Here is a 12,823-nt window from a genome sequence, read left to right on the forward strand (position 1 = left end):
GCGGGGGAAACGCCCGGTCCCATTCCGAACCCGGAAGCTAAGACCCGCAGCGCCGATGGTACTGCACCCGGGAGGGTGTGGGAGAGTAGGTCACCGCCGGACAACCATTAAAGTTCAGGCCCCGCAAAGCTGCGGGGCCTGAACTGCTTTAACACCACATTTCCAGCAGGGGACCGAAAACACCCCAGGGACCGTGCTGCGGTGACACCCCGACCGTCCTTCCCACACTCCGTGACACCTGTTACCCGGTGGGACCACACCAGGCAACACCAGCCCCACACCATGGGAACCGCGGCACACAAAGGCGCCCGAAATCGAACACGACCCAGTCACCGAGCTCGGTCCGTGGACCACATCCAATCGACTCCGCCCATGGTGCCGGCATAAGGCCGGATCAGGTAAACCATTCCAGAGGGCTAAACCATCCCAGAGGACGGCGCTGCTCTTGACCATATGAGCATGGGCTAAGAGTTCCTGCATTCCGGAAACCACTCCAAGGACTGCGTAGGCTGGGAAGATGACATCTTCGCTTTTCTCCCATGCCCCGGAACCCGAGCCCGAGGGCGCCCGCGCACCAGTCGCCGATGTCATCGAGAACTGTGTTGTTCCCCGTGAAACAGATGAGGCCTTCCGCGGGTTCCACGAGTATCCCCACCTCTGGTGGCCGGCGGAGTTCACAGATTTCGGTGAGGGCACCCATGTTGAGTTCGAGGGCGGCGCGCTCGTTGAAACCAGCGAGGGCGACGAGACCGAAATCCGGGCAGCTGTCCAGGAGATCCGTCCCGGCGAGCTGCTGGAGCTTGAATGGAATCCCGGAACCGGCTCAACCTCAGTGAGCATTGCCTTCACTGCAGAAGGTCCAGAGACCGCCGTGACAGTACGGCACACCGGATTCGACACGGCGCCGGACGGAGCTGCGCAGCGGGAGGAAGCAGGCGCTCTGTGGCGCAACGTTCTGCAACGTTACGCCCGTTTCATGGGCGCCCGGTAGCCTTCTTGCTATGACCATGCCTGCCCTGCACGACCTGGAAGTATCAATCCCTGGTGTCCGCATCGACACGGATCCTGAAACCCTGAAGCGGTACGCCCGCGACCAGGGCCCAATTCAGGAATTGATTGATCCCCTGGCCGTGGTCTGGGCGGAATCGGTCTCCGACGTGCAGGAGATCCTGCGTTGGGCTTCGCGGACCAAAACTGCGGTTGTTCCCCGGGGAGCCGGTACCGGCGTCTCCGGCGGTGCACACGCTACCCGGAACTGCATCGTCCTGAGCCTGGAGAGAATGAACCGCATCTTGGATGTTCGCCCGGGTGACGAGCTCGCAGTCGTCGAAGCCGGCGTCGTCAACGCCGACCTCAACGAAGCCGTGAAGCCGCACGGCCTGATGTACGCGCCGGACCCGGCGAGCTACAGGATCTCGACCATCGGCGGCAACGTTGCCACGAACGCCGGCGGACTTCGCTGCGCCAAGTACGGAGTGACCAGGGATTCAGTGCTGGCGCTGGACGTGGTGCTGTCTGACGGCACCCTGATCCACACCGGACACCAGAGTTTCAAGGGGGTTGCCGGGTATGACCTCACGGGCCTTTTCACGGGTTCGGAGGGTACCTTGGGCATCGTGGTCGGCGTGACCGTGCGGCTGCGCTACCTGCCCCACGAGGTGCGAACCGTGGCAGCATTCTTCCCGGACTTCCGTACCGCGGCAGCAGGCGTGCTGGCCGTCGGCGCCGCACGAGTGCAGCCCTCCATCATGGAACTGCTCGACGGCGCCACCATGGCCGCACTGGACGGTGCGCATGGTTCGGACCTTGGCACCCGCGGCGGCGCCCTGCTGCTGATCCAGACGGACGGGTTCGGCGCTGAAGCCGAGGCAGCAGCAGTGCGCGCGGTGCTCACCGAGCTTGGCGGTACCGTCAGCAGCGAAGGCTCGGAGGAGGCCGAGCGCCTCCTTGAACTGCGCCGCCACAGCCGGGGCGACGACGTCGACCATGAGATCCGTGTTGGCGAGGACGTTGCTGTGCCCCGTTCACAGCTGGTGCATTACGTGGCAGAGCTTGAGCGGATGGCAGCGGACCACCGGGTGCAGCTGAAGGTAGTTGCCCACGCCGGAGACGGAAACCTGCATCCCACCTTCTGGATCGGAGCCGAGGAGGGGGCGGGCGGCGTCGAGAGGCTCAACGCCGCCCTGGACGAATCCATCACCGTGGCACTGCGCATGGGCGGCACGATCACCGGGGAGCACGGCATCGGCCAGTTCAAGCTCCGCTGGCTGCCGCAGGAACAGCAGGAAGAGGTCCTGCAGCTGCAGCGCCACATCAAGGCAATCTTTGACCCCGCCGGCATCCTAAACCCGGGCAAAGCCGTCCCCGGAATCTAGCGGCGAACCTACCGGTTACGGCAGGCGCATCCACACCGTCCGGTTCGGGCGCAGCCGCGTGTGTTCCATGGCACCGGGTGAGCTTTCGTGCAGGATTTCGTACTCCGGCAGTTCCACCGGCTTGGTTCCCATGTTCATCACCGCGAGGATGTTCCCGTTGACGAAAGCGACGACGCCGTCGGCGTCATGCTCCGGCCACCAGGCCAGGGAACCGTGGCCCAGGCCAAGCTCCCGGCGCAGTGACAGCGCGGTGCGGTACATCCGCAGCGTGGAGTCCGGATTCCGTTCCTGGATATCGCGCGAATGCGTACCCCAGAGCCCGGGCTGGGGCAGCCAGCTCTTTCCGGTGCTGCTGAATCCGTACGACGGCGCGTCCGCCGTCCAGGGCAGCGGCACCCGTGAGCCGTCCCGGCCAACCCGGATGCCCTCCGTGCGGTGGAAGGTAGGATCCTGACGGAACTCATTGGGGATCATCGTGTGGTCCGGAAGTCCGAGTTCCTCGCCCTGATAGAGATAGACACCGCCGGGAAGCGCGAGCATCAGCAGTGTCGCCGCCCGGGCACGGGCCAGACCGAGGACATGGTCCGGCTGTGCATCTTCGGGGCCAATGCCGTCTCCGAGCCTTAACTCATTCCCCTTGAGTCCGAAGCGGGAGACGTGGCGGACGATGTCGTGGTTGGAGAGGACCCAGGTGGTGGGGGCGCCGACTTTGTCGAAGGCGGTGAGGCTGGTTTCGATGATGCGGCGCAGCTCGCCCGCGTCCCAGGGATGACTGAGGTAGGTGAAGTTGAAGGTCTGGTGCATTTCGTCGGAGCGGACCCAGTCGGTGAGCCGGTCCAGGGGATCGACGTTCGCTTCGGCGCAGAGCACGCGGTCGCCGTCGTATTCGTCGAGGATCTTGCGCCAGGAGCGGTAGATGTCGTGGATGCCGGCCTGGCCGAACATTGGTGCCTGGTCGCCGGGGAAGCCTTCGGAGGAGGCACCGTCGGCGCGGCCGCCCCAGTCGGGGAGCCCGTTTTTCTTGATCAGTGCGTGGGCCACGTCGACGCGGAAGCCGCCGACGCCGCGGTCGAGCCAGAAGCGCAGGATGCGTTCGAATTCATCGTGGATGGCGGGGTTGTCCCAGTTGAAGTCGGGCTGGGTGGAGTCGAAGAGGTGCAGGTACCACTGGCCGGGGGTGCCGTCGGGGTTTTGGACCCGGGTCCAGGCGGGGCCGCCGAAGTGGGACTGCCAGTTATTGGGCGGGTTTTCGCCGTTGTCGCCGGTGCCGTCGCGGAAGATGAACATGTCCCGGGCGGGGGAGTTTTCCGGGGCGGCGAGGGCGGCCTGGAAGAGGGGGTGCTGGTCGGAGCAGTGGTTGGGGACGAGGTCGACGATGACGCGGATGCCGTGGTTTTTGGCGGCGGCGACGAGGTCATCGAAGTCGTTCAGGGTGCCGAAGAGGGGGTCGACGTCGCAGTAGTCGGCGACGTCGTAGCCGGCGTCTTTCTGCGGGGAGACGTAGAAGGGGGAGAGCCAGATCGCGTCGATGTCCAGGCTCGCCAGGGCGGGGATTTCGGCGGTGATGCCGGGCAGGTCGCCGATGCCGTCGCCGCGCAGGTCGCGGAAGGAACGGGGGTAGATCTGGTAGATCACCGAGGAGCGCCACCACTGCCGCTCACGCCCGGAGGAGGCTGCATGGACCGGAACCACGCGGAGATCTCCGTTTCGTGCGACAGGTACGCGGGGAGCGTTGTCCATGAAATGAATCACCCCTTTTCTTTTGTGCGGTCTGGGTACTCCTGTTTAAACGAGGTCCGGGTCGCTTATGTGCCGGGGAAGCGGCGTGATAACCCGCACAGTCCCGGCGGCCCGTGCACCGGGACTGCCCCTGCAAACGCACCTCCAGGGAGCGTTAGTGCACGTCAGATAGACTTACCGCGACTGCCGGCGGCCCGTAGACGGGCCGGCCGGCCTCCGAATCGACCAACCAGATATTCACGGGAGAACCATGTCAGAGAACCGCAACGACGTCCCGGGCGATTCCGCGAAGGACCCGCTGGCCCAGCCCTGGGGCCGGACTCCCGGGAACGCAGCCGACGCCGATTCCCCGACGCAGCCGCTGAATGACAGCTATTCGTCGGACGCCAATCCAGACGCCATATCGGAGCACAAGCCGGACACCGCTCCGGACGCCGCTTCTTCGGTGTCCGCCTCTTCGGTGGCCGGACAGGATGCAGCACCGGGCGCTGCACGGCAGCCGGAGCCGCAGTACTCTCCGTCCGCCGGGCAGGGGCCATGGGGGCAGCCGCAGGCGGGCCAGCCGAATTACGGCGCCGGCTACGGTGTTCCGCCCTCGCCCTACGGATACCCGGGCAACTACCAGGCTCCCGCGCCGCAGCCCGGCAAGACCATGGGCATCGTGGGGCTGATCCTTTCCTGCCTGTTCTTCATCCCGTTCGCGTCACTGGTGGGCGTGATCCTGAGCATCGTGGCATTCGTGCAGTCGCGGAAGGCACGGATGAGCAACGCGCCGGCCCTGGCCGGCATCATCATCGGTGCGGTCGTGTTCCTGCTGACCCTGCTTGCCACGATTGCCATCTTTGTCTTCGCCGTGGACACCGCGAGCACCTTCTACGAGGTCTGCTCGGAGCGGGGACCGGGGACCTACTTCGTGGACGGCGAAATGATCGAATGCGGCAGCTTTGAGGACTTGGAACAGTCCCTCTAACTCAGACACCAGAAGCACGCAGGCCGGAGCCGAGGGTCCGGCCTGCGTGCTTTCACAGGTGAGCTAGTTCGGAGTCGCTCCGCTTTCGAGGATCCGCATGGTGGTGGTATCCGGGTTGAGCAGGATCGCAGCCTCATCCCGGCGGTGGCGCAGCTCGTTGTCCAGGTAGGACTGCACCGCTTCCGCCAGTGGTACGTTGCGGTTCTCCTTCTCCGACATGTACCAGCGGTGCTCCAGCACCTCGTGCACCAGCTCGGCCTGCTCCAGTTTGCTGCCCAGCTCCCGCGGAACGGATTTCACGATCGGCTCGAAGACCTGGGTGACCCAGAGGTGGGCGCTCAGTTCCTCGTCCATCTCCGGGTGGTTGTCCGCCCGGTACGAGTCCAGATCGTTCAGCAGGCGGCGGGCCTGGTTCTCCTGGGCATCCAGGCCGGTGAGGCGCAGCAGGCGGCGCTGGTGATGGCCGGCGTCGACCACCTTGGGCTGGAGCTGCACCTGGGAACCGTCCGGCGTGGTGCGGATAGTGAGTTCGTCGACGTCGAACCCCAGTTCGTTCAGGCGACGGATGCGCGCGTTCACGCGCCAGCGCTCGCCCAGCTCAAAGGATTCCTGCTCGGTCAGCTCGGCCCAAAGATTCCGGTAACTGTCCATGATGCGTTCGCTGGTAGCCAGCGGATCGATGTTCTCTTCGATCAGGCCGCCCTCGGCGAGGTCCATCAATTCACCGGCGATGTTCACACGGGCGATCTCCAGATCGTATTCACGCTGGCCCCGGGAGAGCTCCGGATACAGTTCACCGGTTTCCGCGTCGACCAGATAAGCCGCAAAGGCTCCGGCATCCCGGCGGAACAGTGTGTTGGAAAGAGACACGTCGCCCCAGTAGAACCCCGCCAGATGCAGCCGGACCAGCAGCAGGGCCTGAGCGTCAATCAGGCGGGTCAGGGTGACTTCCCGCAGGGTCTGGGAAAACACTGCCCGGTAAGGCAGGGAAAAGCGCAGATGGCGGGTGACGAGCACCGGTGCCAGCTCATTCCCGTCCGCGTCCTGGCGGCCGGTTATGACCGCCACCGGGGCAACGCAGGGGACGTTTAGCCGCCGGAGCTTGCGCAGCATGTGGTACTCCTGCCGGGCCACGTGTTCGCTGGTTTCCTTGATGGCGATGAGCGAATCACCCATCCGTGCGAACCGGACAACGTGCCGGGAGATGCCGCGGGGAAGCGCCGCGAGGTTTTCCTTGGGCCAGTCTTCCAGCGGTATGGACCAAGGCAGGTCCAGCAGGGCCGGGTCCATGGAAGCGGCAGTAATGTTCAGCGATCCGAGGGGCTCCTGTGTGGCCTCCGAATGGCTGCGGGGGAGCTTGCCGGGCTGCTCCCAGTTGGTTGGTTCATCTCGCCAGTTGGCGCGTGGAGCTTCAGTCATTGGCATTGATGCCTTCTATCAGCGCTGGGATGGGGTTAAACCAGTGCGGTGGCCTTCCCCCTGAAAGTCTAGATCAGGGGATAGGCCACCGCACGCGCACAGTGTTGCTAAAGACTATGCTTCGTCAGCAAGTCGCTTACCGGTGCTCGTGTCAAACAGGTGCACGTGGCCCGCCTTCGGCTTGACGAACAGGGTGTCGCCCTTGGCCGGTGGCTTCCGGGCATCCACACGGGCCGTGATCTCATGCTCCTGGCCGTCCAGGAAGGTGTGTCCGTAGACGAAAGCATCTGCGCCGAGTTCCTCGACCACATCTACCTCCACTTTCAGGCCCTCGCCTTCGGCAGCAACGTCCATGTCTTCCGGCCGGACGCCGAACGTGACGGTGTTGCCGGCAGCGGCGTCGAGGATGCTGCGCGGAACCGGGTACACGGTGCCGCCGAAGGTTACTCCGCCTTCAGTGACGGGCAGTTCCAGCAGGTTCATGGCGGGAGAGCCCATGAAGCCGGCGACAAAAACGTTCATCGGCTTGTCGTAGAGGTTGCGGGGAGTGTCGACCTGCTGGAGGATGCCGTCCTTCAGCACGGCAACGCGGTCGCCCATGGTCATGGCTTCGACCTGGTCGTGCGTGACGTAGACGGTGGTGACGCCGAGACGGCGGGTCAGCGAGGCGATCTGGGTGCGGGTCTGCACGCGCAGCTTGGCATCGAGGTTGGAGAGCGGCTCATCCATGAGGAAGACCTGCGGGTTACGGACGATCGCGCGTCCCATGGCAACACGCTGGCGCTGGCCGCCGGAGAGTGCCTTGGGCTTGCGGTCCAGGTAATCCTCAAGGTCGAGGAGCTTGGCGGCCTCACGGACACGCTCCAGGCGCTCTTCCTTCGGGACTCCGGCGATCTTCAGCGCAAAGCCCATGTTGTCCGCCACTGACATGTGGGGGTACAGGGCGTAGTTCTGGAACACCATGGCGATGTCGCGGTCCTTGGGCGGGACGTCGGTGACGTCGCGGTCGCCAATGAGGATTCGCCCGGAGTTGACGTCTTCCAAGCCGGCGAGCATGCGCAGCGAGGTGGACTTGCCGCAGCCGGAGGGGCCAACGAGCACCAGGAACTCGCCGTCGGCGATTTCGAGGCTGAGGTTATCGACTGCAGGGCGCTCGGTGCCCGGGTACAGACGCGTAGCTTGGTCAAACGTTACCGTTGCCATGATATTTCCCTTCACGGGCAGGTACGTGCCCGACGATCCGTTGTGAATGGGTGGATGTTTAGTTGTGAAACAGCAGTAAAAAACAGGTGATGCACACCACGGGGAGGCTCACTGGTGGCAAGTATGCCACGTCTGTCCAGCGGACAGAAGGAAAACAGGTTGCCGGAAGGTTAATTTCCCACGGCGGCCAGGCGCAGTTCGTGCAGATGCTCCAGTACGGCGGCGAACTCGGCCGGTGATTCAACGCGGAACTCTGCGGCAGTTTCGCCTGGTCCAACCTTGATTCCCACGTCCCCGGGCTCCAGCACGGCGAAGCCCTTTTCATCGGTGACATCGTCACCGGCGAAAAGGACAGCCGTGGCGCCGGTCAGCTCGCGCAGCGCGAGGATGCCTTCGCCCTTGTTCGCATGGACAACCGAGGCTTCCAGGACTCGCTTGCCATCCGTGACCTGCACTCCGTCCAGCTCTCCCAGCCGGGCGCGTGCTGCCTCGACCGCTGCGGAGGCATCGCCGTCGGACGCGCTGCGGGTATGCAGGACGACGCCTGCGGGCTTGTCTTCGACACGGCAGCCGGCGCAGGCTTCGGCCACTTCGGCGACGGCCGCGCGGGCACGGGCCAGCAGGTCCGCCTGCTCCGGGGTGAGCTGCAGCGGTTCGGCGTTGGGGCCGGTCCACGTCTCCGCGCCGTGGCTGCCCACCAGCAGGGTTTCCGGCTCGGGGGTGGCAACGGCACGCAGGCTGTCCAGCGCCCGGCCCGAGATCAGCGCCGTTGCGGTGCCCGGCACGCCGGCCAGGGACCGCAGTGCTGCCGCTGCGGCCGGGAGCGGCCGGGCGTCGTCGGCGTGTTCCACCAGCGGCGCAAGCGTGCCGTCGAAGTCCACTGCGACCAGGAGGTGGTCGGCCGTTGCAAGGGTGGCGAGGGCGGAGCGCAGCTCCAAGGTGATCACTGGGGTTCTCCTTCCAGGCGCAGCGCGTTGAGGAAGTTCTGCGACCAGCGCTCGACGTCGTTCTGCAGGACCTGCCGGCGCATCAGGCGCATGCGGCGCTGGGCTTCGCGCGGCTGCATCTGGATGGCGGAAACGATCGCGTCCTTCAGCCGGTCGATATCGTGCGGATTGACCAGCACGGCCTGGCGGAGCTGGTCCGCTGCCCCGGCGAACTCGCTGAGCACCAGTGCGCCGGTGTTCTCGGTGCGGGCGGCCACGTATTCCTTGGCCACGAGGTTCATGCCGTCGCGCAGCGCAGTGACCAGCATGACGTCCGAGGCCAGGTACAGGGCCACCATTTCCTCCACCGGGTAGGAGTGGTGCAGGTAGCGGATGGCCGTGTTGGACATGGTGTCGAAGGTGCCGTTGATGCGGCCGACGGTGCCTTCGACCTCTTCGCGCAGCAGCCGGTACTGTTCCACGCGTTCGCGGCTGGGGCTGGCAACCTGGATCAGGGCGGCATCCTCGACGCTGATCCGGCCGTCCTCGAGGAGTTCGCCGTAGGCCTTGAGCCGGTGGCTGATCCCCTTGGTGTAATCCAGGCGGTCGACGCCGAGCAGGATGACCTTCGGGTTGCCCAGTTCGCGGCGGATCTGCTTGGAGCGCTCAATGATGTCCTCGCGCTTGGCCAGCTCGGTGATCTGGTCCACGTCGATGGAGATCGGGAAGGCTTCGGCCCGGGAGATGTAGGTATTGCCCTCTTCGTCGGTGATGTGCACCTGCTGCTGGCGCACGGAATGGCCGGCGAACCGGCGGACGCAGCGCAGGAAGTTGGCGGTGTCGCTGGGCCGCTGGAACCCGATGAGGTCGGCTCCCAGCAGGCCGGCGATGATGTCCCGCCGCCACGGCAGCTGGGCGAAAATCTCCAGCGGCGGGAAGGGGATGTGGTTGAAGAAGCCGATCTTCAGGTCCGGGCGTGCCTTGCGGAGCATCTGCGGCACGAGCTGCAGCTGGTAGTCCTGCACCCAGACAGTGGCGCCTTCAGCGGCGACTTCGGCAGCGGCCTCCGCGAACCGGCGGTTCACAGTGCGGTATGAATCCCACCAGGTTCGGTGGAATTCCGGGGGCGCAATGACGTCGTGGTAAAGCGGCCAGAGTGTGGCGTTGGAGAAGCCTTCGTAATAAAGCTCCACTTCGGAAGCGCTCAGCGGCACCGGCCGAAGGTGCATGTTGTCATGGTCAAACGGTTCAAGCGTTTCATCCGGCGCACCGTGCCAGCCCACCCACGCGCCGTCGGCTTTCGCCATCACCGGCGCCAGCGCCGTCACGAGGCCGCCGGGGGAGCGGCGCCAGCTGTCTCCGCCCTCTGACCCGTTGTCCGCCACCCGGTCCACGGGCAGGCGGTTGGAGACCACTATGAAGTCGTAATCGCCGTACCCGTCCGTTGAAATCTCGTTTTTCGATTCAGCGGCAACAGCGTTCACCTTTTGCACTCCTAAGTTGACTTGTTTGTTCGCCACTCTATCCAACGGGGGAACCTTTGTACCCACTCCGGGCGTTGACGCTCAGGTGCAGGGATTATGGTTGTCCCTGAAGACCGAGTACCTGATGCCGCCCAACTGCGGCCGTTTGAGAGACAGAAGGAACTATGAGCGACCGGAATCCCAAGGTCACCAAGGCCGAGCGCCAGGCCGCCGCCCGCGAGAAGGCACGGGCCCTGCGTGAGGCACAGCTGAAGAAGGAGCGCCGCAACAAGCTGCTGACCCGCTGGGGTATTGTCGCTGGAATCGTTGCCGTCATTGTGATCGTCGCTGTGATCGTTATCAACAGTGTCCGCGGCGGAATCCCCGACGCCGGCCCGGCTCCGGCCAACGGAAACGTCAACGGCGGGTTCACCCTGACGTCCACCACGTCGCTCGAGCCGGCGGACACCGGTGAGGTTGACGTCAACAACCTCCCCGAAGCGACCACCACGAACGATGCGGGCGAGACCGTCCCCGCCGGCGTGGAAGCAGCGGCTCCCGGCGAGCCGGTGCAGATTGTTGAATATGTGGACATCAACTGTGTCCACTGCGCCGACTTCTCCTCCGCGTACTCAGACCAGGTCAAGACCTGGCTCGACGCCGGTGAGGTCACCCTCGAGTACCGCACGGTGGCATTCCTGGACAGCGGCTCTCCGACCAACTACTCCTCCCGCGGTGCCAACGCTGCCGCCTGTGTCGCTGACACCAACCCCGAGTCCTACTGGGATTTCATGAAGGCAATCTTCGCCCAGCATGCTTCCGGTGAGATTAACAACGCCGCGCTCGCAGACATGGCGGAGTCCGTTGGGGCTTCCGACGCGGCGGACTGCATCCAGAATGACGGTTTCCGTACGTACGTGAAGTACTCCGATGCGCTGGCCCGTGAAGCTGGCGTCGCCGGAACTCCGACCGTCTACGTCAACGGTGCCGAAGCGGACCTGAACTCCTTCGTGGACACGGTCCAGAGCGCCATCGACGCCAACAAGGCCGAGGCTTCCTCCTAGTTCCACCTGGTCCGGCTGCCCGCCGGAACGGAACCGGACCGGTTTCGTTCCGGCGGGCATGCTGGGCTAATCTTGTCTAGCGCTGTTTTGTCGTTTGTCAGATGACTGCGACGACGACGGCGCGGGGCCCGCATTGGCGGCCCACGCCTCCTTAGCTCAGTTGGCCAGAGCACCTGTCTTGTAAACAGGGGGTCGCCGGTTCGAATCCGGCAGGGGGCTCCACCAAACCCCTTCTGATCAGGTAAAACGCCCGATCAGGAGGGGTTTTTCTTTGGGGTTTTTCGGTGCCGGACGTCCCGTTCCAGGGGGTCCTCCCATGCCCCGGTCTCAACGGGAATCTGGCTGTGTTTCCCAGCCGGTCCTAGCGTTTTCAAAGGCCCAGACCGGGCCGGAGAAGGCGAAAGGAACGCTATGGCCACGACACCCAGCACCGAATCCGGCAAGGAAGACCGGTGAGCGCGGTAACTGATGCACCGGCCCAAACCAAGGCGAACTGGGCCGGCGTCGTATCACTGGGGCTGGGAATCTTCGCCATTGTGATGGCCGAGTTCCTGCCCGCAAGCCTGCTGCCGCGTATGGCAGAGGATCTGGGGGGTCAGTGCCGGAGCGGCCGGGCAAAGCGTCACCATGACTGCTGCGGCCGCGGCGGTGACGGCACTGATGATTGCGGTTGTCCTGCCCCATGCCGACCGCCGCAGGGTGATGCTCGGACTCACCCTGCTCGCGGCAGTCTCAAACATCCTTGTTGCCCTTGCCCCCAGTCTTCCGGTGCTCCTGGCGGCCAGGGTGCTGCTGGGCATCGCCCTGGCAGGATTCTGGGCCATGGCAATCGCCGTCGCCGCGCATTTGGTGCCGGCCGACCGCCTGGGCAGGGCACTGACAGTGGTGAATACCGGAGTCTCGACCGCGACTGTGGCTGCGGTTCCGCTCGGCGCCTGGCTGGGCGAGGTCTGGGGCTGGCGAGCTGTATTTGTCCTGGGAGCCGGCGCCGCCGTGCTGGCTCTGGTCCTGCAGGCTGCCACCCTGCCGGGGATTGCAGCCGGTGCCGCCAGCGGGCTCCGCGCCCTGGGCTCCACGCTCCGGTCCGGAATAGTGCTGCTGGGCCTGCTGGCCGCTTTCCTGATTTCCGGCGGCCATTTCGCCGGGTTCACCTACATCCGTCCGGCAGCCGAGAGCCTCTCCGGTATGGATGCCGCAGGAATAGCGCTGATGCTGCTTGTCTTCGGAATCGCCAACTTCCTGGGCACCCTGGCTGCCGGCCCCGTAGCCGACCGCTCGCTGCGGCTGGGAGTGATCCTGTTCCCGTCCGTCCTGGGCGCCGGGATGCTGCTGATGCTGATCACCGGCGGGTCTGCCGCTGGGCTGTTCGCCGCCGCAGCACTGTGGGGCTTTGGCTTCGGCGGTGTGCCCACATCGCTGCAGACCTGGGGTGCACGCACCGAACCAACCCGCCTCGAGCAGATCGTCGGACTGCTGGTGGTGATGTTCAACGCAGCGATCGCAGCAGGCGCGGTTATCGGTGGGATCCTCGTGGACGGCGTCTCCCCGGCAGCGCTGCTCATGGTTGGCGGTCTGTCCGCCGTGACCGGCGGACTGCTCATCGTGTGCCTGCGCCGCACCAGGCGCTAGGACAGCGGCAGCGCGGCCCCTTGGATGCGTCAGC

At 65.1% G+C, this 12,823-nt stretch carries 10 protein-coding genes, 1 tRNA gene and 1 rRNA gene; 7 read left to right on the forward strand and 5 right to left on the reverse strand.

The genetic code is table 11. The features are described 5' to 3' along the window. The 3 genes from rrf to NGB94_RS04940 form a co-directional block, all read left to right on the forward strand. Nucleotides 1-102: ribosomal RNA gene (gene rrf, locus NGB94_RS04930) — 5S ribosomal RNA — on the forward strand; the annotation flags it as partial. Between the two features lie 415 nt (nucleotides 103-517). Next, on the forward strand, nucleotides 518-991 hold the full coding sequence (locus NGB94_RS04935) for an SRPBCC domain-containing protein (RefSeq protein ID WP_325789469.1): 474 nt from the start codon (nucleotides 518-520) through the stop codon (nucleotides 989-991). A gap of 10 nt (nucleotides 992-1,001) precedes the next feature. Further along, a complete protein-coding gene (locus NGB94_RS04940) occupies nucleotides 1,002-2,375 on the forward strand; it encodes an FAD-binding oxidoreductase (RefSeq protein ID WP_418910609.1) in 1,374 nt (457 codons plus the stop codon). 15 nt (nucleotides 2,376-2,390) lie between these two features. Here the strand turns inward: NGB94_RS04940 and NGB94_RS04945 are convergent, their stop codons facing one another. Further along, nucleotides 2,391-4,115: a glycoside hydrolase family 13 protein gene (locus NGB94_RS04945; protein ID WP_325789470.1), complete on the reverse strand. Its 1,725-nt coding sequence runs from the start codon at nucleotides 4,113-4,115 to the stop codon at nucleotides 2,391-2,393. Nucleotides 4,116-4,365: 250 nt separating this feature from the next. On the opposite strand from NGB94_RS04945, the gene NGB94_RS04950 reads away from it, so the two are divergent. After that, the gene (locus NGB94_RS04950; protein WP_325789471.1) at nucleotides 4,366-5,085 is read left to right on the forward strand and encodes a hypothetical protein; all 720 of its coding nucleotides are present in this window, start codon (nucleotides 4,366-4,368) and stop codon (nucleotides 5,083-5,085) included. Nucleotides 5,086-5,148: 63 nt separating this feature from the next. On the opposite strand, the gene NGB94_RS04955 is transcribed toward NGB94_RS04950, so the two are convergent. The 4 genes from NGB94_RS04955 to NGB94_RS04970 form a co-directional block, all read right to left on the reverse strand. Further along, a complete protein-coding gene (locus tag NGB94_RS04955) occupies nucleotides 5,149-6,504 on the reverse strand; it encodes a DUF4032 domain-containing protein (protein WP_325789473.1) in 1,356 nt (451 codons plus the stop codon). A 114-nt stretch (nucleotides 6,505-6,618) separates the two neighbouring features. Continuing rightward, a complete protein-coding gene (locus NGB94_RS04960; protein WP_325789474.1) occupies nucleotides 6,619-7,707 on the reverse strand; it encodes a sn-glycerol-3-phosphate ABC transporter ATP-binding protein UgpC in 1,089 nt (362 codons plus the stop codon). A gap of 170 nt (nucleotides 7,708-7,877) precedes the next feature. Beyond that, nucleotides 7,878-8,654: a trehalose-phosphatase gene (gene otsB, locus NGB94_RS04965; RefSeq protein WP_325789475.1), complete on the reverse strand. Its 777-nt coding sequence runs from the start codon at nucleotides 8,652-8,654 to the stop codon at nucleotides 7,878-7,880. Beyond that, nucleotides 8,651-10,117, reverse strand: coding sequence for an alpha,alpha-trehalose-phosphate synthase (UDP-forming) (locus NGB94_RS04970; protein ID WP_325789477.1), 1,467 nt, complete (start codon nucleotides 10,115-10,117; stop codon nucleotides 8,651-8,653). Before NGB94_RS04970 ends, otsB begins: the two co-directional genes overlap by 4 nt. Before the next feature lie 164 nt (nucleotides 10,118-10,281). Here NGB94_RS04970 and NGB94_RS04975 point away from each other — a divergent pair, with 164 nt between their 5' ends. The 3 genes from NGB94_RS04975 to NGB94_RS04985 all read left to right on the forward strand — a co-directional run bounded on the left by NGB94_RS04975 (nucleotide 10,282) and on the right by NGB94_RS04985 (nucleotide 12,789). Further along, on the forward strand, nucleotides 10,282-11,160 hold the full coding sequence (locus NGB94_RS04975; protein ID WP_325789479.1) for a DsbA family protein: 879 nt from the start codon (nucleotides 10,282-10,284) through the stop codon (nucleotides 11,158-11,160). Nucleotides 11,161-11,305: 145 nt separating this feature from the next. Then, nucleotides 11,306-11,382 (forward strand) — tRNA-Thr (locus tag NGB94_RS04980). Nucleotides 11,383-11,745: 363 nt separating this feature from the next. Further along, nucleotides 11,746-12,789 carry an MFS transporter gene (locus tag NGB94_RS04985; RefSeq protein WP_325789757.1) on the forward strand — a complete coding sequence of 348 codons (1,044 nt, stop codon included), beginning with the start codon at nucleotides 11,746-11,748 and terminating at the stop codon, nucleotides 12,787-12,789. The last annotated feature ends 34 nt before the right edge of the window (nucleotides 12,790-12,823 follow it).

Source organism: Arthrobacter koreensis (genome assembly GCF_035792275.1).
Lineage (GTDB): Bacteria > Actinomycetota > Actinomycetes > Actinomycetales > Micrococcaceae > Arthrobacter_B > Arthrobacter_B koreensis_A.

Excerpts from the sequence above, each read along its gene's own strand:
- NGB94_RS04950 (WP_325789471.1), top strand. The coding sequence starts at position 4,366 with ATGTCAGAGAACCGCAACGACGTCCCGGGCGATTCCGCGAAGGACCCG.
- NGB94_RS04945 (WP_325789470.1), bottom strand. The coding sequence starts at position 4,115 with ATGGACAACGCTCCCCGCGTACCTGTCGCACGAAACGGAGATCTCCGC.
- NGB94_RS04955 (WP_325789473.1), bottom strand. The coding sequence starts at position 6,504 with ATGACTGAAGCTCCACGCGCCAACTGGCGAGATGAACCAACCAACTGG.
- NGB94_RS04940 (WP_418910609.1), top strand. The coding sequence starts at position 1,002 with ATGACCATGCCTGCCCTGCACGACCTGGAAGTATCAATCCCTGGTGTC.
- NGB94_RS04975 (WP_325789479.1), top strand. The coding sequence starts at position 10,282 with ATGAGCGACCGGAATCCCAAGGTCACCAAGGCCGAGCGCCAGGCCGCC.
- NGB94_RS04935 (WP_325789469.1), top strand. The coding sequence starts at position 518 with ATGACATCTTCGCTTTTCTCCCATGCCCCGGAACCCGAGCCCGAGGGC.
- NGB94_RS04960 (WP_325789474.1), bottom strand. The coding sequence starts at position 7,707 with ATGGCAACGGTAACGTTTGACCAAGCTACGCGTCTGTACCCGGGCACC.